The organism is Snodgrassella sp. B3837 (assembly GCF_026535955.1).
Lineage (GTDB): Bacteria > Pseudomonadota > Gammaproteobacteria > Burkholderiales > Neisseriaceae > Snodgrassella > Snodgrassella alvi_E.
The window spans coordinates 252687-272442 of record NZ_JAFNPI010000015.1 but is presented as its reverse complement, the minus strand read 5'-3'; the positions used below and the strand labels follow the sequence as shown (position 1 = coordinate 272442).

Below are 19756 nucleotides of genomic sequence, written 5' to 3'. Positions count from 1 at the left end.
AAACCAGAATCATGTAGCTATGGTCTCATTTCTCTGTTAGCTCCTGAAAATCCTTATCCACATGGTCAGACAATCGGAAGCGTACCTCTGCTGGCGGCAACGTTATACCGAGCTTTTGTGCCAGTACCAAACCATCAACATATTTATTCTCCTTCGCCGGAATGTCCAGCACCTTCAGGAAAGCCATTAACTGCTCCCGCGACTGAAAACAAACTGCACACCAATATTCACTATCCGTCACTCGCTGACGCAACTGCTGCGGCATCTTGCCAACACGTTCAAATTCCTGCCGTAAATTTTCAAGCTGCCTCAGTGCCTCTTTGTCAGCACGCTGGCCGGCTTGAAAGTTACGTGGTGGAAAAGTCGCCGTTTTATTTATATTTTCCCTGCCATCATCACCAGACAGCACAGATTGTTCTGCCTTGCCTGCATTCTTAATTTTTTCCAAAAATACACTCCCATCGAAAAATCTCCAGCTCACATAATGGAAAAAATTCTAGAATTTTCTGATAATCTCGCGGATAGAATTTTTTTATTGGTAGCAGAAAGCGCAAATCTAAACTATCAAAAGAACAGCCGAAAATCTGATAATCGCTGCCTAGTCTTACATGATTGCGCTTGAAGCAGTGCAGCAAATCCTGCTTTTTCCAATCCCAAACTGGATAATATTGATATTGGCTTTTTACTATCGACCCATGCCGCTGCATACTCAGCCGCTGCTTAGCTCTTTTCTCAACCCTGGTACCATTGGCAACTGGTGTATCCGGCGGTAAATCAAACATACCACACATCATCAGCCGAATATCGGCATAACCAAAATCTGCCAAGCCGGCTGCATCTATTACAGCAGTATGCTTTGGCGGCTGAAATACATGTGCCCGCAACATCTGATACAGCGCAGGATGTGGCAAACGGGTAATCTTAAATCCAAATTGCTGTTCATATAATTCCAGCTGTTCTTCTACAAATTCCAGCTCCGGCACCAGATAAAGATAATACGGATAAACAGCTGCGAAACGCTTCCTGATGGCCAGATACGCCGCTATCGAATCTTTCCCTGCACTGAAAGCCAGAATACTTTGCCTGTGTTCACTGGCAACTTTTTCAAGCGTCATTTTTCCGGACAAAATAGGCATATATTGACACTTTCAGCCTAGAAATCATTAATAATTTCAATCAGTATACCCACAATGAAAATAAATTGCCTAATTTGTCATATCCGCAGCCACTGCTTGACAAATTAACAAAATAGTCATCGATACTAAAAATTAACAACAAAATATCAATATAAATGCATATCCAAATAGTTTATTCTTAATAAATATAATTTTCAGGCAGAAAAAAGCAATTCACAGCCTAGGCTGAAAACTCTCATATACTTGGCTAGCCAACTGCATAAAAGCAACACTCTTACCTTAAATCAGAACAGATTAAGAATCTTCCAATAGCATCCCATTTGCACCAAACATTTATCTTACGGGCTCACAGCGGAATTAAGCTTATTCCATGCATCAGCCAACAAAACAAATTTATACTTTATTCCTAAAACATCAACTCTCACGTACCACTTATCATCACTACCCTAAGCTAAATTCATGTCTGTATAAATTTATATAAATATCGGATATATAATTTATTTTGTTAAGATTAGAAAATTTTTGTAGACGAAAGATAGATATTTTGATAATATAAAATCCAATATCTAAGCTATTTATTTCCCTGTCCCAGCGATTTTATTTATAAGCTTTTCTCCTACATTCAGGCTTATAAATTTAAATGCTGGGTTCTTTTTTTTATTTATAATTACAATAAACAGATAAAATTATTTGTCATCTCAAGATTTAGTATTGACAGGAAATAGACCCCTTATTACGCCAAGGAAAGCGGCAAAAATATTTAAAGTTGTTGCAGAAGTAATAGCAATCAGAACATTATCTGAAAACAAATCTTTATTAAAGAAAAACCGACACAATGCATAAAGAGTCAATAAAATAGCCCAACCCCATAATGACTTTTTTACAACCTTATATGCCTTAAAACCGTACCGTTCTCTAAGATCTCTATCAGCTTTACTATTAGCTATTTCTTCATCATGTTTTTCTTGAACCAAACTTTTGACATCGTTAGTGGGGTTTTTTTTAATTTCACTCTTAACACTATCCAATTTTTTTTCAGTTACTTCTTCTAAATTTTCTTTTATTTTAGTAATTTCACTATCAAAGTTATTAAAAGAATTTAATGAACTATTATTATCATTCATGCAAAACCCACTATACTAAAATTTATATTTTTTTATTTATATAATGTTTCATCTTCCATTTCTTTTTTAGTAATAATACTTTCATTATCACCACCCCCTTCAGTCCACGCTGTACCTTTCTGATGAGTTAAATTAGATAACTGACTTGCAGTTTTGTTACCATAAACATTTAAGATTTCATTTAATAATGCATGTATTTTTTTGTCTTTGGGCTGATCAGAAATATAATCTTCTATAATATTTCCTTGTAAATCCATTCTTATCAATTTATTAGTCACAGGGTACGAACCATAACCTTTTAAATTATGATATAGTGAGGGCAATACTGGTCCATAAGTCCATCTATAAAAAGACTCATCAATTAACTCTTCTTTTGTTATTTTTATATACCAAACTTGTGCTAAATAGATTAGCTTTTGTATCTTCATAGGTGTCATGTCTGATATATGTTTTTCTTTTGCCATATCTAATAAAGTATTTACTATAGCATTCACTGGATAAGCCATGGTTTGTTCCTTTTATTCAGTTAATTTTATCTAAAACTTGATGCCTTTTAGATAAAAAATACCGTAATAAACCCAAAATTATTACTGATATGGATAACAAGCTTCCACCAACATATATCCCATACAACCAAGCTTCAGAACAACTTATATGGGAAAAAGTTTTAAGGGATCCCATAATATATATCAAACCGATAGAGAGTATTAATACAACAACTGCTGAAAACAATAACAGAAATCCTCGTAAACAACAATTTTCACATAAAAAATTTTTTTTATTTTCTGTTTCTGACATGATTAAAGTTATCTTCATTCAAAGCCGAATGTAAATTATTAATATTTATAAAAAATATCGATTATGTTTTTCTAGTGGAAAAACATTTACCTTATAAAGATTCAATAATTTCTTATCCTTCTCATTATAGTATAGTTTTCACAAAATTTTAAATATTTTAAATTCATTTTAAATTAATATATGATTTATATAAATGTATTAAATAATTTATTTTTTTAATCATAAAATTATAAGATTTCTAATTTTAACTTAAGTTTTGTTTTTTAATTAAAAATATGTTATAAATAAAATAGGATTTCATAACGAATAAAACCCTATTCTCATTTGATAATCACTGTTTGACTTGTATCTAGAACCGTATTCTTAGATTTGCCCGCCCTGAATTACTGTGCCAGTGACTGCCATTCTCGTACTGATACTGAATACCAGCACTCACATTACGGCTCACTTGTACATTGCTACCAATTGCTGCATTCCAGCGTGTTCTGGCTGACGACCATTTACCCGCTCTTGCATCACTATGAATTCCACTAAATCCTCCTCGTGTGGCATATTCTCGGTCTCTGAAATCATGCTCCACACCCACTGCTCCAAAGATATTCGCCACTATATCCCTTATATCAAACAGATATTCAGCTACTAAGCCGGCACTGCCAGTTACTATGCCTTTGTTTAGCTTTCTGCCATATAAGCCATATCCTTCTGCTCCGGCTTCACTGAAACTGTTCTGTTGCAGATAGTCGTAGCGTAAACCTAACTGCGGTGTCAGTGTCAGACCTTTCATAGCGAATGCTTTACCGCCGTTCAATGCCAGCTGCCACACATTACCTTTCGTTTTCGCTCCGCTATCCTCTCTGGTTGTGCCCAGCCATATGCCACGGGTAACATCATTGGAATAGCGGTTATACCCTAAACTACCGGATAGGTACGCACCCCGCCAGTTGGCCGGCGCATAGAAGGTGCCCAGTGTTAAGCCGTTGCTCTTGATATCGGCACTACCATCTCTTTCACTCCAGTCTGTATTCTGGAAACTGTATGCCGCTGCTCCTGACCAACCATTACCAAAATTTCTGCTTACACCAATCAGACCGCTGTTGCTATTCTGCTTGCCGCGCACTTCGCTTGGATTCCACCGATTCTGTGAATGGTTAAATTCCATAATCAGTGCCGGTTCGGCGCTATCATTGCGGATAGACGACATAAAGTCTGTATTCAGCTTGCCCAGTGTCAGGGTATTCACTACATTGGCATTGCTGTATACCGCACCTGATAATGAATACAGTGAACGCCGTAACGTTTCTGCTGTCTGGACATTCTGAATCCGGTTGGCACCAGCAAACAATTCTGCTGTTGGACCATCTGTGCCTGTTACTGACGACAGTTTGTCTAGCTGGCTGAAGCTGGTATCAATCGCTGCAGCTGCAGCCTCAATTGCCGGATCAGCTATGCTGCGCGTTAACAGACCGTTATTTTGTACCGCCTGCCGTGCTGATATCCGCGTTACATCAAAATTCACATTGTCGCCATCATAACTGGCTTTCCCGTCCAGTAATATTCCTGACGCTAATGCAGTTTGGCTGAATTCTCCTACGCGCTTCTGCGCATTGATAACTGCTACTTGAAGACCAGTCTGTGGCACAAAGCTAGATTTCAGGCCGTCGAAATACAACCGGCCAGCCAGACTGGCTGTACCATTTATAGCTGTTTTGCTGCCCAGACTGGTTTGAAATGTTGCCTCTTCACTCTGGCTGTAGTCTCCATTAATCGTGGCATCGCGGCTGACAAACGTACCCTGATTATTCACCGCTCCAGTACTACCGTGCACCTGATAGGTACCGTCTTTGGAAATTTTCGCCGCAGACTGACTGCTGCCATCCAGCGATAGCATTCCAGAATTAATGATGGTATTACCTTGATAGCTGTGACTGCCCGTCAAAATCAATGTACCGTTGCCATTCTTGATTAATCCGCCAGTTCCACTGATATCATTGCTGAAAATATACTGGCCACTGCTGACATTGGCATTAAAATCACCAAAGGCAAACTGAGCCGGCCCATTTACGGCTTTACCGATATTCAGCAATCCCCAGCCATAAACTGAATCCACACCTTTAGCACCTAAATCTGTAGCTGTGGTCAGTAAAGTGGTGCGCAGATTATCATTGCTCATCCATGGATATTTCTGTTTCACCAGTACGGCTGCTGCTGTAACCTGTGGTGCGGAGAAAGAAGTACCAGAAGTAGTAGTAAGCGGTAATCCATTGATATCTTCACCAGGTTTGGCATTTAAATTGGCCGTTTGTGGCTGATAGTAAGCCACCATACACCAATTTTTAGCGTCGCCGCATCGATTGGAGTAATCTTCAATTTTGTTATCAGCAGATACTCCGGCCACTGCAATCCAGCCCTTTTGTAGCTCTGGTTCTACTAATGGCAATAATGATTGAATACTAGGCTGATTTAAGCCGCCATTACCCGCTGCCCAGATAAACAGCATGTCATCTTCTACCAACGTAAGCAATTGGCCGATATAACTATTTTGTTTAATTTTTGGGTTATCAGCGTTCAGATAATTTTTGGCATCATAGATATACCACGCTTTATTGGTCACATAATTGGTGCCATAACTATTATTGACGATTTTTACACCAGCTTTATCCAGTGCATAAAATCCCTTGATGGTAGCTTGTATATTGATTTGGCCTGCTCCGCGACTGTCTGAAGCACTGGCTGAATATATCTGCGCAGCGGGGGCAATGCCCAGTTTTTTTCCACGTACATCCTTGCCAGCTATATTCAGGGCAACTGCATCGCCATGAGGATAGGCCTCACCATTGTATACCGTACCAAATTGGCCTAAATCAACAATATTGTCTGGCAAAGCAGGATGATTCAGACTGACTGGCAAATCCACAATTCCTACTTTAACGCCTCTTCCGTCTAACTCCTGATCACGAGCATCCTTAAGATTCAGACGATTGGCCTGTGTATTGTCTTCACCATTGTTGCTTCTGGTATATTGATTCTTACTTAAAGGAATGGCAATAGCCTGTTCACTGCTGTCTAGCTGGGACGGATTCACAGAAGGCATGGGAATATTATCAGGAACATCCGGCTGATCTGTTGGCGGAATTACCGGTGGTTTCTCTGGTGGTTTTACCGGTGATGTTGGCTTTTCAGATGGCGGATCATTCACTGGTGGTTTATCTGATGGTGGTTTCGGCGTGATTTCATCGCCGCCGGAATGGCCGTTACCAGTATCCTCACCGCCAGAGCCACCACCTGTTTCTGTAGAATTAGAATGAACCCCACCACTGCCACCACCGCAAGCCGTTAAGGCAAGAGAAACAGCTATGACTAGGGATTTAAGCATTAGTTTAGAATGTTTCATAACCGTCTCACTTCCTGTATTAAATGCATTAATAATCAAAACGCTCATGCAATTTTTTATTCTTATTTTTTAAAAATTTAATAAAATAAATGCAGTTAACCGTTATGAGATTTTTTCATTTCTGCATCATACAATGCCTAAAATATCGATTTACCTTATTAAGTATTAATTAACCAAATAAGATATAATTTTATTTATTTAATATTCTGCATATTTATGTTGTTATTTTATTTCATAAAAATGAGCAACTTATCTATCATAAAAGTACAATAATTTATATTCTGTACTGATCAAGCTATTCTGCTGTAATTAAATTACGGCAAGCTTTTGCTATTTTTTTCTACATAGAAAAATGCATAACAATATGTTAATACAATAAATTCAATTTTTATTGGATATTGATTAAGAATATTATTATGCAGAATAATTTATACAATTTTCACTTTATTTATTATTTATTTAAAATAAATCCAATTAAATATACGTTATGCAATCAGATTCCCCTAACTATTACGTATATTAAAAATAGTTGCATAGACAAGCACTTATGTAATCGGCTACCTTACAAAAGAAGCACTAAGTACCAGAAACAAATTAATTAATATCAGCAAGGAGATAAAAATGAATAAACGCAAACCACTCAAACGCGATGTGAAATTCAGTACCACTGAAGAATTACGAACCAATGCTCGTAAAAATTATCAGGATGGAGCCGTAACCTCCACCTATGAACTTGACGTAGATAGAGTAATTGAACTGCTAAATATAGCGCTGGCTTCCGAATGGGTGTGTGTACTGCGCTATTTACGCCATTACTATATGGCCAGCGGCCTGTTTATGGATGCAGTTAAAGAAGAATTCATGGAACACGCTGAACAAGAACAAAAACACGCTGCCATGCTGGCTGAACGCATTACCCAGCTGGGTGGAGAGCCAGATTTGAATCCTGATGTTTTCATCCAGCGCTCACCCACCGAATATGTTGAAGGCGAAACTTTGCGCGAAATGGTGGAATCAGACTTGATTGCAGAACGTATTGTAATCGACCTATACCGCCAAACCATCATGTATGTTGGCGACTATGACACCACCACCAAACGTCTGCTCGAACACATTCTGGCTGAAGAAGAAGACCATGCCGATGAATTGTCCGACATGATGGAAGGTCTGGATGGTAAACCACTTTCAGCCAAAATTATTTAAATGTTTGCATAAAAAATCCGTGCTCAGGCACGGATTTTTTATGCATATATGGCAACTACTTCACTTGTATGCTGCCCTACAAATATTCAAAGCAGAAACTATATATCTTTTCATAAAATATAGATCACCCAAGCCTCTATAGCCGTTATTTGAGGCAGATTAATAATATGCCATACATAAACTTTTAGATGGCTAATAAATTGTGGTATAGAAATCATAGGAATACAATTTGTTATTACATGATTCATCCATACTAAAGGATGATTTTTTCAATGGTTTTATGGAGGATGCAGCATGAAAGCAATGGTCTACTACGGTGCCGGCGATATCCGCTTTGAAGAACGAGATAAACCGAAAATTATCGACCCCACCGATGCCGTTATCCGCTTAACCAAAACCACTATTTGCGGTACGGATTTGGGTATCTGGAAAGGCAAAAATCCTGAAATCGAACAAAAAGCAACTCAAAAAGAAGGAGCATTTAACGGCCGGATTTTGGGACATGAGGGTATTGGCATTGTTGAAGAAACCGGTAGCGCAGTGAAGCATTTCAAAAAGGGAGACAAAGTAATCATTTCCTGTGTTAGCCGCTGTGGAATTTGTGAAAACTGTCAGAAACAATTGTATGCACATTGTCAGAGCGGTGGCGGCTGGATTATGGGTTATATGATTGACGGTACACAGGCTGAATATGTACGCACTCCTTTTGCTGATAATTCACTATATCGATTACCACCGGATTTGAACGAAGATGTCGCCGTACTACTGTCAGACGCTCTCCCCACTGCCCATGAAATCGGGGTACAGTACGGCGATGTCAAACCCGGCGATACAGTGGCCATTGTTGGTGCCGGTCCAGTCGGTATGAGCTGTCTGTTAACGGCACAGCTATATACGCCAAGCCAAATTATCATGATTGATATGGACGATAACCGTTTACACATGGCTAAAGAACTGGGTGCTACACAGACTATCAATTCTGCCCGTGAAGATGCCGTTGCACGTGTACTCGAATATACTGGTGGACGAGGTGTAGATTGTGCCATGGAAGCAGTAGGACTTGGAGCCACATGGGATATCTGCCAGCGCATCGTAAAAGAAGGCGGTCATCTAGCCAATGTTGGGGTTCACGGACAGTCCGTTAATTTTGAGCTGGAAAAACTATGGATTAAAAACCTCACCATCACCACTGGTCTGGTTAACGCCAATACCACCGGCATGCTGCTGAAAACCTGCTGTTCAGGCAAACTACCGATGCAAAAACTGGCTACCCATCATTTCCAATTCAATGAACTGGAAAAAGCTTATGAAGTATTCAAGCATGCCGCAGATGAGAAAGCCATGAAAGTCATCATTAACTACTGATCGGCCAGCTAAACAACCACTCTAGTAAAATTTTATCGAAAAAGCAGCCATATGGCTGCTTTTCACTATCACATACATCACAGACAAATAACATAAATATTATTTTACGTATCGTGTCACTTAATGCAGCTATCACCACATTTTGCTAAGTACTACCGGCAAATACTTAAACGAGTCTAAATAGCAACACAAATACATACTGAGGAAAAGTACGCTAATGCTGAGCTATTCTTCGTCATCCTCATCTTCCTGTACACTAACACTGTGTTCAATCACACCAGGCACCACAAAAGAAGTGGCCAGAGTATTTTTACGCGTAGATAGCTGCTGCAGATAAGATTCATCCACATCTCCAGTAATATATCGACCATCAAAACACGAGCTGTCAAAACCCTCAATGTGCGGATTCAATTTCAAAACCACCGCTTGCAAATCAGCCAGATCCTGAAATACCACGCCATCGGCGCCAATCTCAGCTGCCACCTGCTCAGCATTGCGCCGGTAAGAAATTAGCTCTTCTCTCGTCGGCATATCGATACCATAGACATTGGGATACAGCACCGCTGGTGCAGCAGAAGCAAAGTACACACGAGTAGCGCCAGCTTCCCGCACCATATCTACAATTTCGCGGCTTGTGGTACCGCGTACAATCGAATCATCAACCAGCAAAACTCGTTTACCACTGAATTCATAATTCATCGGATTGAGTTTCTGCCGTACCGATTTTTTACGTACCGACTGTCCGGGCATAATAAATGTCCGCCCAATATAACGGTTTTTAAATAAGCCTTCGCGATAAGGTTTATTTAGATGTTGAGCCAGCTCCATCGCACTAGGGCGACTAGTGTCCGGTACCGGCATCACCACATCGATATCTTGCAAGTTCAGCGTACGTTTTACTTTTTCCGCTAGTGTGACACCCATATTTAATCGGGCCTGATATACCGATACTCCGTCAATCACCGAATCAGGACGGGCAAAATACACATATTCAAACAGGCACGGCATCAGATGAGGTGTCTGCGCACACTGCTGCGAAAACAGTTGCCCTTCATTGCTGATAAAAATCGCCTCCCCGGGAGCCACATCCCGCAGCAGCTCAAAATCCAAACTAGGAAACACCACTGATTCCGAAGCCACCACATAATCAGTTTTTCCATCCTGCTCCCTCTGCCCTAAACACAACGGACGGATGCCGAACGGATCACGGAAAGCCAGCAAACCATAGCCTGCAATCAAAGCTACCACCCCATAGGCACCATGCACACGTTTGTGCAGTGCAGCCACTGCAGCAAATATGTCTGAAAGAGCCAAAGTAGTGCGATTACCCACCTGATTTTCCAGCTCCCGCGCCAACACATTCAACAATACTTCCGAATCCGAGCGCGTATTCACATGGCGCAGATCAGTAAAGCAGACATTCTTAAACAGCTCTTCTGTGTTGGTCAGATTACCATTGTGTGCCAGCACAATACCAAACGGTGAATTGACATAAAAAGGCTGCGCTTCGGCACTACAATTGGCATTACCGGCCGTCGGATAGCGTACATGAGCAATGCCAACATTACCTACCAATTCACGCATGTTGCGGGTACGGAATACATCACGCACCATACCGCGGCCTTTATGCATATGAAACATCGTACCTTCCGCTGTCACAATCCCAGCCGCATCCTGACCGCGATGCTGCAACATCTGTAAACCATCGTATAAAAGCTGATTCACCGGCTCATGCGCAACAATACCCAAAACACCACACATTATTCTCTCCATTTAAGACAAATAAATACGCGCGTTTTGTAATTAAAAACGCGCGTTGTATTTAGTCAGATAATTCATACGTTTATACCGATGGCGAATTCAGCTTCTCAGCCACAAAAGACGGCAGGTACGGCACCGCAAGCATAGCCAATTGCTCAAACATACCTGCTGTAGCCGAATCACGCCATGCTGGCGTTTTGGGTAAATCAGTAAAAGCACACAGCAATACCACCAGTGTAACAATAATCACGCCTTTCACCGCCCCAAAACAGGCACCGAAAATCCGGTTGACACCACCTAGACCAATTGATTGCAAAGCGGAAGTAATCAGCGCACGAAATAGTCGCTGCACTATCCACATCACCCCAAACACCAGTACAAAAGACAAAGCAACAGCCAGCGCACGGGGCTGCATCGTAGGAAAAGCCATATCCGCTACCGGCGCAGCCAACATCTTGGCACCGAGAAAGGCTACCAGCCAGCATAATAAAGCGGCTATCTCGCCCACCAGACCGCGCATCATCGCTACCAGTGTGGTCAGCAAAATCACGCCCAGAGCCAGAAAATCAAACAGTGTCATGCCCGTATCAATATCCTATAAACCGATTACCAAACCATCCAGCCCAACAGCATGTACTTTATCCAGATTCTGCATTGCCTGACTGCGGCTATTGTAAACACGGCTGCGTACCCGATACAGCGTACCCTTACTGGTCTGGCTAGTCGTAATACTCACTGGCACACCGGCCACTGCCAAACGCTGCTGAACCAGATTGGCCTGCGCTTCAGTGGTATAGGCACCAATCTGAATCACTGTACGCTCCACCGCATCCTTGCTGTTGTTCGTGGCGGCGACAGGCGCTTTATTATTACGGCTCTGCTCTGTCGTACTCTTTCTGCTCACAGCTGCAGCAGCTTTATTTTCCAATATCTGTTGCGGCGTCAGTCTGCCCGTAGTATTGCTGTTCTTGCCACTTGCTGCATTACTATTTTGTTTAGGCATAGCAGCCGGTTTGACCGGAGCAGGATTTTTCACTGGTGTTTTGGCTACTGTCGAGGTTTTCTTTTCGCTTTCAACAACTGTTTTTGTTGAAGACACAGTGGTATTACCTACAGTTTGTTGTTTTCTGTTTTCCGCAGCGGCTGGCGCTTTACTGGCTGGTTTCTCAACAGTTTCCGTTGGAGTGCGAGGTTTGGTTACAGTTGTCACCCTCACTGGCGGATTTTTCTCGGCAGCTTCTACTGGTCTAGTAGCTGCCGGTTTTATTCTAGGCGAAGCAACAGCTTCTTCATGATGCAACCGTTTTTGTTCCACAGGCTGTGATTTATGTTCAGTAAGGGTTTTGGCTGGTTGCACAACCGGCTTAACTGTAGTTTTCTCTGCCTCTACTTTCTGAGGCGCCGGACGTACGGGTTTCACTTGCGGCACAACTGGCACTACCGTTGCAGCCGTTTTAGAAACATGGTTTTCAGCTGGCGGTACAGATGCTGCCGATGAAACTGGTATGCTAGCAACCTCAGAGGCAGGCACCGTTACCGGCAAAGCAGGTGCACTGGCTGCTGGTTCCAGCACCACCGCAGAAGCAGATTGTGTATCCATAGCCGCACTAGCCGGTCTGGCAGCGGAAGCTGCTTTGATATCCAGCTGTGGAGCTGGTACTGGCTGAGGAGTACGACGGCTCAGCATAACAAGCAGCAGAATAGCAGCAATCACCACCATAATCAGTGCACCGACCAAACGGCGCCGATTTCGCCGTTTCAGCTGTTCGTAATTTTCCTGAGCATTCATGCGTTATCCACTCCTCTGTCGTGCTCGTTTCGATTTTAAAATTTACAACGATGACAAATCCATTATTTCTGCTACGGTATGAAACGAACCAAATACCACAATTCTATCATTCTCACCCGCTTGTGATAAAGCTGCACGATAAGCCTCTGCTACTGAAGCATAAGTTGTTATCGCCGAAATATGCTGGCGAGCAAATTTCTCTTCCAGCGCTGCTGTTGTCAGACCTCGCGGTAAATGCAGCGGCGCAATATACCAGCTATCAAACTGGTCTTTCACAATTTCCAGTACCCCTTCAATATCCTTATCAGCGAGCATACTAAAAACAGCCAGACGTTTCTCTGCATACGGTAAAGTAATCAGGCTGTTGCGCAACGCCCGTGCCGCATGAGGATTATGCCCCACATCCAATATCGTCAGTGGCCGACCGGGTAATACCTGAAACCTGCCCGGATGATGTACTCGCAGCAAACCACGTTTAATCGCACCGATATCCAGCGGAAGACGATCTGACAAGCATTCCAATACTGTCAACGCACAGGCCGCATTACTCAGTTGAAAGTTCCCTCGCAAAGCCGGTATTGGCAGAGCATGGCGGGCATGTTCTCCAACAGACAATTGACTGTTTTGGGGATGAAAACGGTATGACCATTGCTGCATTTCCAGCTTATGATAATCAAAATCCCGTCCAAGCAGCAGTAAATCTGCACCCACTGCCTCAGCATGTGCCGCTAAACTTTCCGGTACCGGCAGCTGAGCACAAATCACTGGCCGGCCACCACGCATAATACCGGCTTTTTCAAACGCCACTTTTTCTATCGTATTGCCAAGATAGGCTTCATGATCCAGATCGATACTGGTAATCGCCGCCACATCCGCATCAAATACATTTACTGCATCCAGCCGGCCACCCAGTCCCACTTCCAGCACCATAATATCTACCTTCTGCTGGTCAAAGACTTCCACTGCAGCCAGTGTATTGAATTCAAAGTAAGTTAGTACAGTATTACCACGTTCAGCCTCTATACGTTCAAACGCCTGAACTATCAGCTCATCCGCAACCGGCTGCCCATTGATAGCGATTCGCTCATTAAAACGCAGCAAGTGTGGGCTGGTAAGTGTACCCACACGATAGCCAGCTTCGCGATAAATCTGCGTTAGATAGGCACAGACAGAACCTTTGCCATTTGTCCCACCCACAATAACCACTGGACAATGCGGTTGTAGTCCCATGCGTTCCCGCACCGTACCTACACGAGTCAGTCCCATATCAATCTGCCCGCCCGTCACACCCTGTTCCAGATGCTGTAGCCAGCGTTTTAATTCAGTTGCATGAAATTTTTCTGTCATTATTCTAATTATTCATCCTGAGCCGCAGCCAATGGATGACCTTATACAAAATTGATTGCGGCTCAGCAACCTGAGCCGTATGCGGCTGACACCAACGAGCCCATACCTGCAACCGCCGCCATGACGGCGCATCTGTCATATCTGGCAACAATAATTGATACACGCTCCCTTTGGCGGTCTGCCATCGCAAAGCCATCAGTCTGGCTCTAATCACACTGTCAGTAGACAAGACAGCAGGAACTGCCCCTTTTCTGGATGTCAGTATCAGACTGGCCTGCTCCTGACCATTGATTTCAATTCGTTTTATTCTGGTATGAAGCAAACCATAACCCGCCCACAAAACGGATAGTACCCAGACCAGCAAAAACAACGCCCGCTGCCAGCCTGTGCTATACAGCACAACAGCAGTGAGTGCCAGCCCATGCATAATCAGAGCCAAAAACTGAGCTCTCAAAGACGGGCGCACACGCACAACACAGGCTTGCATCAGTCAACGCCCCTATTCGTCACCATATACGGGCGATATCTCCAACTGTGCATCTACCAGATCCAGAACCATATCATGTACTTCAACAGTGAAAAAATTCCAGAACTGGTCAATATCCAGCGCCGGCCACAATTTTCGGTCTACTTCCCAAGCAGAAAGCTCAGCCTCAAAAATCAATTTAAATCGTTCACCTAAATAACCGATTATTTGCTCAGGCGTTTCAAATTCCGGTACCAGCAGCGTCGTACAATTACTTTGCAATTGCGCCAACGTCAATTCCGGCAAATCTTCACTGGTCTGGTGCAGCCAATCCAGAAACGCCTGAGCTGGTTTCAGCACCACCGCACTGCGATCAACAAAATACATACCTTTTCCTTACTTAAATTACCAATTCACGATATTGTAACATTGTCTAACAGCGTAGATTTCACCAAACAACCTCAGTATTTGCCGTACAATCTTCTTATTCTTCTCTTAAGGTGAACTGCCATGACAACCACCAGCCATCTAGCGCATCTGTCTCAGCTACTCAGTGCCAGAGAAATCATTACCGATTCCAGCCTTATTGAGCCTTACTGTACAGACCAGCGCGGCCGTTATCATGGACAGGTATTTGCCGTATTACAACCGCATTCAGTATCCGCTGTACAGAGCATTCTGCGTTACTGCCAGCAGCAACAAATACCGATTACGCCTCAGGGAGGCAATACCGGATTGTGCGGAGCAGCCACCCCTCATAGCTGCACTGCCGGTAAAGGTATCATCCTTTCACTCAGCAAACTCAACCGCGTCCGCAAGCTGAGTCTGGCCGATAACACCATTACCGTAGAAGCCGGCATGATACTGGCAGATGTACAGGCCGCAGCCAAACAGGCCAACCGTTATTTTCCCCTCAGCCTCGCCAGCGAAGGCTCCTGCCAGATAGGTGGTAATATCGCCTGCAATGCTGGTGGACTAAATGTTGTGCGTTACGGCACCATGCGCGATCTGGTACTTGGATTAGAATACGTACTGCCCGACGGTCAACTGGTGAGTCACCTCAATCCACTGCATAAAAATACCAGCGGCTACGAAATGAGCCAGCAAATCATCGGCAGCGAAGGCACACTGGCCATCATTACCGCCGCCACTCTTAAACTCTTTGCACCACCGCAAAGCATACTCACCGCATGGGTCGGATTAGATAACATACAGGCAGCCACCAGCCTACTCTCTGCCCTTGAAAACCATTTCGCCGAACGCTTGTCCAGCTTTGAATTAATCAGTCAGGCTGCCCTGAATCTGTCAGCCAGATACAGCCAGCTGCAAGAACCAGTCAATGCTAAATGGCATATTCTGTTTGAGCTTACCGATAGCTTGCCCACTCAAGATCTGACCGAGCCATTAATCAACGTACTCGAACAAGGCAACTGGCTCAATGCCATCATTGCCGATTCAGAAACCAAACGTCAGCACCTGTGGACATTGCGCGAAAACATATCTGCAGCTCAGCGCAGTCTGGGCGCCAGTATCAAACACGATATCGTAGTACCAATAGAAAGAGTAGCCGATTTTATCGAAAGCTGCCAGCAGAGCCTCTTCACAGCCTTTCCACAAACCAAAACCATTCTCTTCGGACATCTGGGCGACGGCAGCCTGCATTACAACGTTTTCATTGCCGACATCCGCAGCAACGACGTATACCACTATGAAAAAGAAATTAACCAAGTGGTCTACGAACAAGTTTTACAACATCAAGGTAGCATCGCTGCCGAGCACGGCATCGGCCAACTGAAAAACCAATGGCTATCACAAGTACGAACATCAGCAGAAATCAACTGGATGTGGGCGCAGAAACACTATTTTGACCCAAAAAACATTCTCAATCCCGGCAAGGTTCTGCCACCCCAGCCATGATATAGTAAGCCTTTTGCCAGACAGCCTAGAAACATGAGCGAAGTAATCCTATATACCGATGGCGCCTGCAAAGGTAATCCCGGCTTAGGTGGCTGGGGTGCATACCTGCAATCCGGTAGCCATAGCAAAGAACTTTTTGGCGGCGAAGCCAACACCACCAACAACCGCATGGAACTAACCGCTGTCATACAAGGACTGGCAGCCCTAAAGCGTCCCTGCATTGTTCATATCTATACTGATTCCCAGTACGTTAAAAAAGGCATGCAGGAATGGATACACAACTGGAAAGCACGCGGCTGGAAAACCGCCTCAAAACAACCAGTAAAAAACGCCGAGTTATGGCAGCTACTGGATGTCGAAGTACACAAACATCAGGTGCACTGGCACTGGGTCAAAGGCCATGCTGGCCATCCAGGAAATGAAAAAGCCGATGAATTGGCTAATCGCGGCGTGGATCTGGTGAAATAATGACAATACAACTTCTTATACGCATATATAATTAATAGAATTATTCATATGAACAATAAATTATCAATTAATTTAAACAATATTTATTCATCATGATAAAATTTCTAAAATTTAGATGATTCATCTCCAAATGATAAATTTCAAACAATATTGAGACAAAATCAAACCGCAAATTTTACGATATCCGTTTATATATCTTTAAATTTAAAGTATAGAAATCATCAACTAAAAGTAATTTTTATGAGGAAAAAGTAAGCAAGCGTTCGATATTATTTTTATTATCATAATTTCAAAAACAGTTTATTAATAAAACGAACTCATTTTCTATATATATATATCCACATTTACCACACAATCAGCTCGATTAATACAAAGTTGTAAATATATACCCTACAACGCAACTACCTAAAGTAATGCGACGATGCTAAATTTTTTGTAGTATCTTTTTAAAATTGCCAGATATCGCCCATAGAAACCAATTGTTAAATAACTAAATTTCTGAACAAACAATTTATTAAAATTTGTCTTATTATACAAAAGAAAAGCCGGATATTTTAATATCCGGCTTTTTCATTTACTAAACTGAGTGCCTAAGGCTGCATTACATCATGCCGCCCATGCCACCCATACCGCCCATGCCACCCATATCTGGAGCTGCAGGTTTGTCTTCCGGTAATTCAGTGATCATGCAATCAGTAGTCAGCATCAGGCCAGCAATAGAAGCAGCATGCTGCAAGGCAGTGCGGGTTACTTTAGCAGGATCCAACACACCCATTTCCAGCATATCGCCGTATTCACCGGTACCAGCGTTGTAACCATAGTTACCAGAACCATTCAATACATTGTTCACCACAACGCTTGGTTCATCACCAGCATTGGCCACAATCTGACGCAACGGCGCTTCAACTGCTTTCAGCACGATTTTCACACCAGCTTCCTGATCAGCATTGGCACCTTTCAGGTCTTTAATGGCTGCACGGGCGCGTAGTAGAGCTACACCACCACCGGCTACCACACCTTCTTCCACAGCAGCACGAGTAGCATGCAGAGCATCATCTACACGGTCTTTTTTCTCTTTCATTTCTACTTCTGTGGCAGCGCCTACTTTAATTACAGCCACACCGCCGGCCAGTTTAGCCACACGTTCCTGTAATTTTTCTTTATCGTAGTCGCTGGTTGCAGTTTCAATCTGTTTGCGGATTTCAGCAACACGGGCTTCAACAGCAGCCTTGTCACCCAAACCATCAATCACAGTGGTGTTTTCTTTACCCACTTCTACACGTTTAGCCTGACCCAAATCTTCCAGAGTGGCTTTTTCCAAAGACAGACCCACTTCTTCGGCAATCACGGTACCACCGGTCAGGATAGCAATATCCTGCAACATGGCTTTGCGGCGGTCACCGAAGCCCGGCGCTTTAACAGCAACGGTTTTCAGAATACCACGGATGTTGTTCACCACCAGCGTAGCCAGAGCTTCACCTTCAACATCTTCAGCAATAATCAGCAATGGACGGCTGGTTTTAGCAACCTGCTCCAGTACTGGCAGCAAATCACGGATGTTAGAGATTTTTTTATCAAACAACAGAATGTATGGGCTATCCAGACCGGCAATCTGTTTTTCTACATCAGTTACGAAGTAAGGAGACAAGTAGCCACGGTCAAACTGCATACCTTTAACCACTTCAACTTCATTTTCCAGAGATTTACCGTCTTCAACAGTAATCACACCTTCTTTGCCTACTTCATTCATAGCTTTAGCAATGATTTCACCAATGGATTCATCAGCATTAGCAGAAATAGAAGCTACCTGAGAAATCTCTTTAGATTTTTCCGGTACAGGTTTGGAAATGGTTTTCAGCTCAGCAATTACTGCTTCAACCGCTTTATCAATGCCGCGTTTCAGATCCATCGGATTCATGCCGGCAGTCACGTATTTCATACCTTCAGTGACAATCGCCTGTGCTAACACAGTAGCAGTAGTGGTACCGTCACCGGCCACATCATTGGTTTTAGAAGCCACTTCCTTAACCAGCTGCGCACCCATGTTTTCGAATTTGTCTTTCAGTTCCACTTCTTTTGCAACAGACACACCATCTTTGGTGATATGCGGGCCGCCAAAAGCACGGTCCAGCAATACATTGCGGCCTTTAGGGCCAAGAGTTACTTTTACTGCTTCAGCCAGAACATTGACACCAGCAACCATTTTCTGACGAGCTTCGTCAGAGAATTTCACATCTTTTGCTGCCATTTGAAACTCCTAATCTTTAATAATCAATTACGCAAATACAAATAAAATAGAATTTCTGGATAAACAATTATTCAACAATACCGAAAATATCTTCTTCGCGCATTACCAGCAATTCTTCACCGTCAACTTTAACAGTTTGACCGCTGTATTTACCGAAAATCACTTTATCGCCAACTTTCACATCCACTTTCAGACGGTCGCCGTTTTTCAGCAGTTTGCCGTTACCAACTGCAATCACTTCACCCATATCAGGTTTTTCAGCAGCAGAACCTGGCAATACAATACCAGAAGCTGTTTTTTCTTCAGCTTCCAAACGTTTTACCACAACACGGTCATTCAAAGGACGAATAGTCATATTATCTTCTCCACATCTTTGGTGCGTAAAGCACCTCAAAGTTGGTTAATACAAACCCGCATATATAGCGGGACGTAAAATTCATTTCGATAAATAAAGTAAGGCTAGGCGGCCACAATTCAAGAGTGAATAGAGTAATTATTTTCCTAATTCTTACAAATACTTAGTAAAATTGACAGAATATTCCTGCACTTACCAGAGTCAGGCACCCCACTGCAGACAAAATATTACCGGCCGGAATATCATAAGATATTCAGAAAATATTTCTGGCGCCACAAGCTTAAAGTTAATATTGCAGACTTGACCCATACGCGCATGCAAGAATTAAAAAAGCTTCCTCTATCAAATAGCAACCAGATTTTCTGGTAAATAATCTGCATGCTGTTTC

At 42.9% G+C, this 19756-nt stretch carries 17 protein-coding genes; 4 read left to right on the top strand and 13 right to left on the bottom strand.

Features of this window, described 5'->3' with window-relative positions:
• Nucleotides 1-25: 25 nt before the first annotated feature.
• The 5 genes from J3U67_RS06415 to J3U67_RS06395 all read right to left on the bottom strand — a co-directional run bounded on the left by J3U67_RS06415 (nucleotide 26) and on the right by J3U67_RS06395 (nucleotide 6449).
• Nucleotides 26-448: a hypothetical protein gene (locus tag J3U67_RS06415; protein WP_100151676.1), complete on the bottom strand. Its 423-nt coding sequence runs from the start codon at nucleotides 446-448 to the stop codon at nucleotides 26-28.
• Nucleotides 435-1136 (bottom strand): phosphoadenosine phosphosulfate reductase, encoded by a 702-nt coding sequence (locus J3U67_RS06410; protein WP_267390530.1) that lies wholly within the window; start codon nucleotides 1134-1136, stop codon nucleotides 435-437. Before J3U67_RS06410 ends, J3U67_RS06415 begins: the two co-directional genes overlap by 14 nt.
• 698 nt (nucleotides 1137-1834) lie before the next feature.
• Entirely contained in the window at nucleotides 1835-2260 is a 426-nt protein-coding gene (locus J3U67_RS06405) for a hypothetical protein (RefSeq protein ID WP_267404337.1), read from the bottom strand.
• Nucleotides 2261-2292: 32 nt separating this feature from the next.
• Nucleotides 2293-2766 carry a Panacea domain-containing protein gene (locus J3U67_RS06400; RefSeq protein WP_267390532.1) on the bottom strand — a complete coding sequence of 158 codons (474 nt, stop codon included), beginning with the start codon at nucleotides 2764-2766 and terminating at the stop codon, nucleotides 2293-2295.
• A gap of 641 nt (nucleotides 2767-3407) precedes the next feature.
• Entirely contained in the window at nucleotides 3408-6449 is a 3042-nt protein-coding gene (locus J3U67_RS06395; RefSeq protein ID WP_267390534.1) for a S8 family serine peptidase, read from the bottom strand.
• Nucleotides 6450-7070: 621 nt separating this feature from the next.
• On the opposite strand from J3U67_RS06395, the gene J3U67_RS06390 reads away from it, so the two are divergent.
• Together J3U67_RS06390 and J3U67_RS06385 are read left to right on the top strand one after the other, a co-directional pair.
• Complete coding sequence (locus tag J3U67_RS06390; protein ID WP_100140297.1) at nucleotides 7071-7652, top strand: ferritin-like domain-containing protein; 582 nt, start codon at nucleotides 7071-7073, stop codon at nucleotides 7650-7652.
• Between the two features lie 294 nt (nucleotides 7653-7946).
• On the top strand, nucleotides 7947-9017 hold the full coding sequence (locus J3U67_RS06385) for a zinc-dependent alcohol dehydrogenase family protein (RefSeq protein WP_267390535.1): 1071 nt from the start codon (nucleotides 7947-7949) through the stop codon (nucleotides 9015-9017).
• Nucleotides 9018-9242: 225 nt separating this feature from the next.
• Here J3U67_RS06385 and purF read toward each other — a convergent pair whose 3' ends face one another.
• The 6 genes from purF to J3U67_RS06355 all read right to left on the bottom strand — a co-directional run bounded on the left by purF (nucleotide 9243) and on the right by J3U67_RS06355 (nucleotide 14767).
• Nucleotides 9243-10778: an amidophosphoribosyltransferase gene (gene purF / locus J3U67_RS06380; protein WP_100140299.1), complete on the bottom strand. Its 1536-nt coding sequence runs from the start codon at nucleotides 10776-10778 to the stop codon at nucleotides 9243-9245.
• A gap of 82 nt (nucleotides 10779-10860) precedes the next feature.
• Nucleotides 10861-11358, bottom strand: coding sequence for a CvpA family protein (locus tag J3U67_RS06375; protein ID WP_267390537.1), 498 nt, complete (start codon nucleotides 11356-11358; stop codon nucleotides 10861-10863).
• Between the two features lie 15 nt (nucleotides 11359-11373).
• Complete coding sequence (locus J3U67_RS06370) at nucleotides 11374-12567, bottom strand: SPOR domain-containing protein (RefSeq protein ID WP_267404335.1); 1194 nt, start codon at nucleotides 12565-12567, stop codon at nucleotides 11374-11376.
• Between the two features lie 42 nt (nucleotides 12568-12609).
• Nucleotides 12610-13914: a bifunctional tetrahydrofolate synthase/dihydrofolate synthase gene (gene folC, locus J3U67_RS06365; RefSeq protein WP_267404333.1), complete on the bottom strand. Its 1305-nt coding sequence runs from the start codon at nucleotides 13912-13914 to the stop codon at nucleotides 12610-12612.
• Nucleotides 13915-13918: 4 nt separating this feature from the next.
• Nucleotides 13919-14401 (bottom strand): protein YgfX, encoded by a 483-nt coding sequence (locus tag J3U67_RS06360; RefSeq protein WP_267404331.1) that lies wholly within the window; start codon nucleotides 14399-14401, stop codon nucleotides 13919-13921.
• Between the two features lie 12 nt (nucleotides 14402-14413).
• Nucleotides 14414-14767 (bottom strand): hypothetical protein, encoded by a 354-nt coding sequence (locus J3U67_RS06355; RefSeq protein WP_100140304.1) that lies wholly within the window; start codon nucleotides 14765-14767, stop codon nucleotides 14414-14416.
• A gap of 123 nt (nucleotides 14768-14890) precedes the next feature.
• Between J3U67_RS06355 and J3U67_RS06350 the strand changes: the two genes are divergently transcribed.
• Nucleotides 14891-16297 carry an FAD-binding oxidoreductase gene (locus J3U67_RS06350; RefSeq protein WP_267404329.1) on the top strand — a complete coding sequence of 469 codons (1407 nt, stop codon included), beginning with the start codon at nucleotides 14891-14893 and terminating at the stop codon, nucleotides 16295-16297.
• 33 nt (nucleotides 16298-16330) lie between these two features.
• Nucleotides 16331-16765, top strand: coding sequence for a ribonuclease HI (rnhA, locus tag J3U67_RS06345; RefSeq protein ID WP_267390542.1), 435 nt, complete (start codon nucleotides 16331-16333; stop codon nucleotides 16763-16765).
• A 601-nt stretch (nucleotides 16766-17366) separates the two neighbouring features.
• Here rnhA and groL read toward each other — a convergent pair.
• Nucleotides 17367-19013, bottom strand: a complete 1647-nt coding sequence (gene groL / locus J3U67_RS06340) for a chaperonin GroEL (RefSeq protein WP_100140308.1) — start codon at nucleotides 19011-19013, stop codon at nucleotides 17367-17369.
• A 67-nt stretch (nucleotides 19014-19080) separates the two neighbouring features.
• Nucleotides 19081-19368, bottom strand: coding sequence for a co-chaperone GroES (gene groES, locus J3U67_RS06335; RefSeq protein WP_100140309.1), 288 nt, complete (start codon nucleotides 19366-19368; stop codon nucleotides 19081-19083).
• Nucleotides 19369-19756 lie beyond the last annotated feature (388 nt).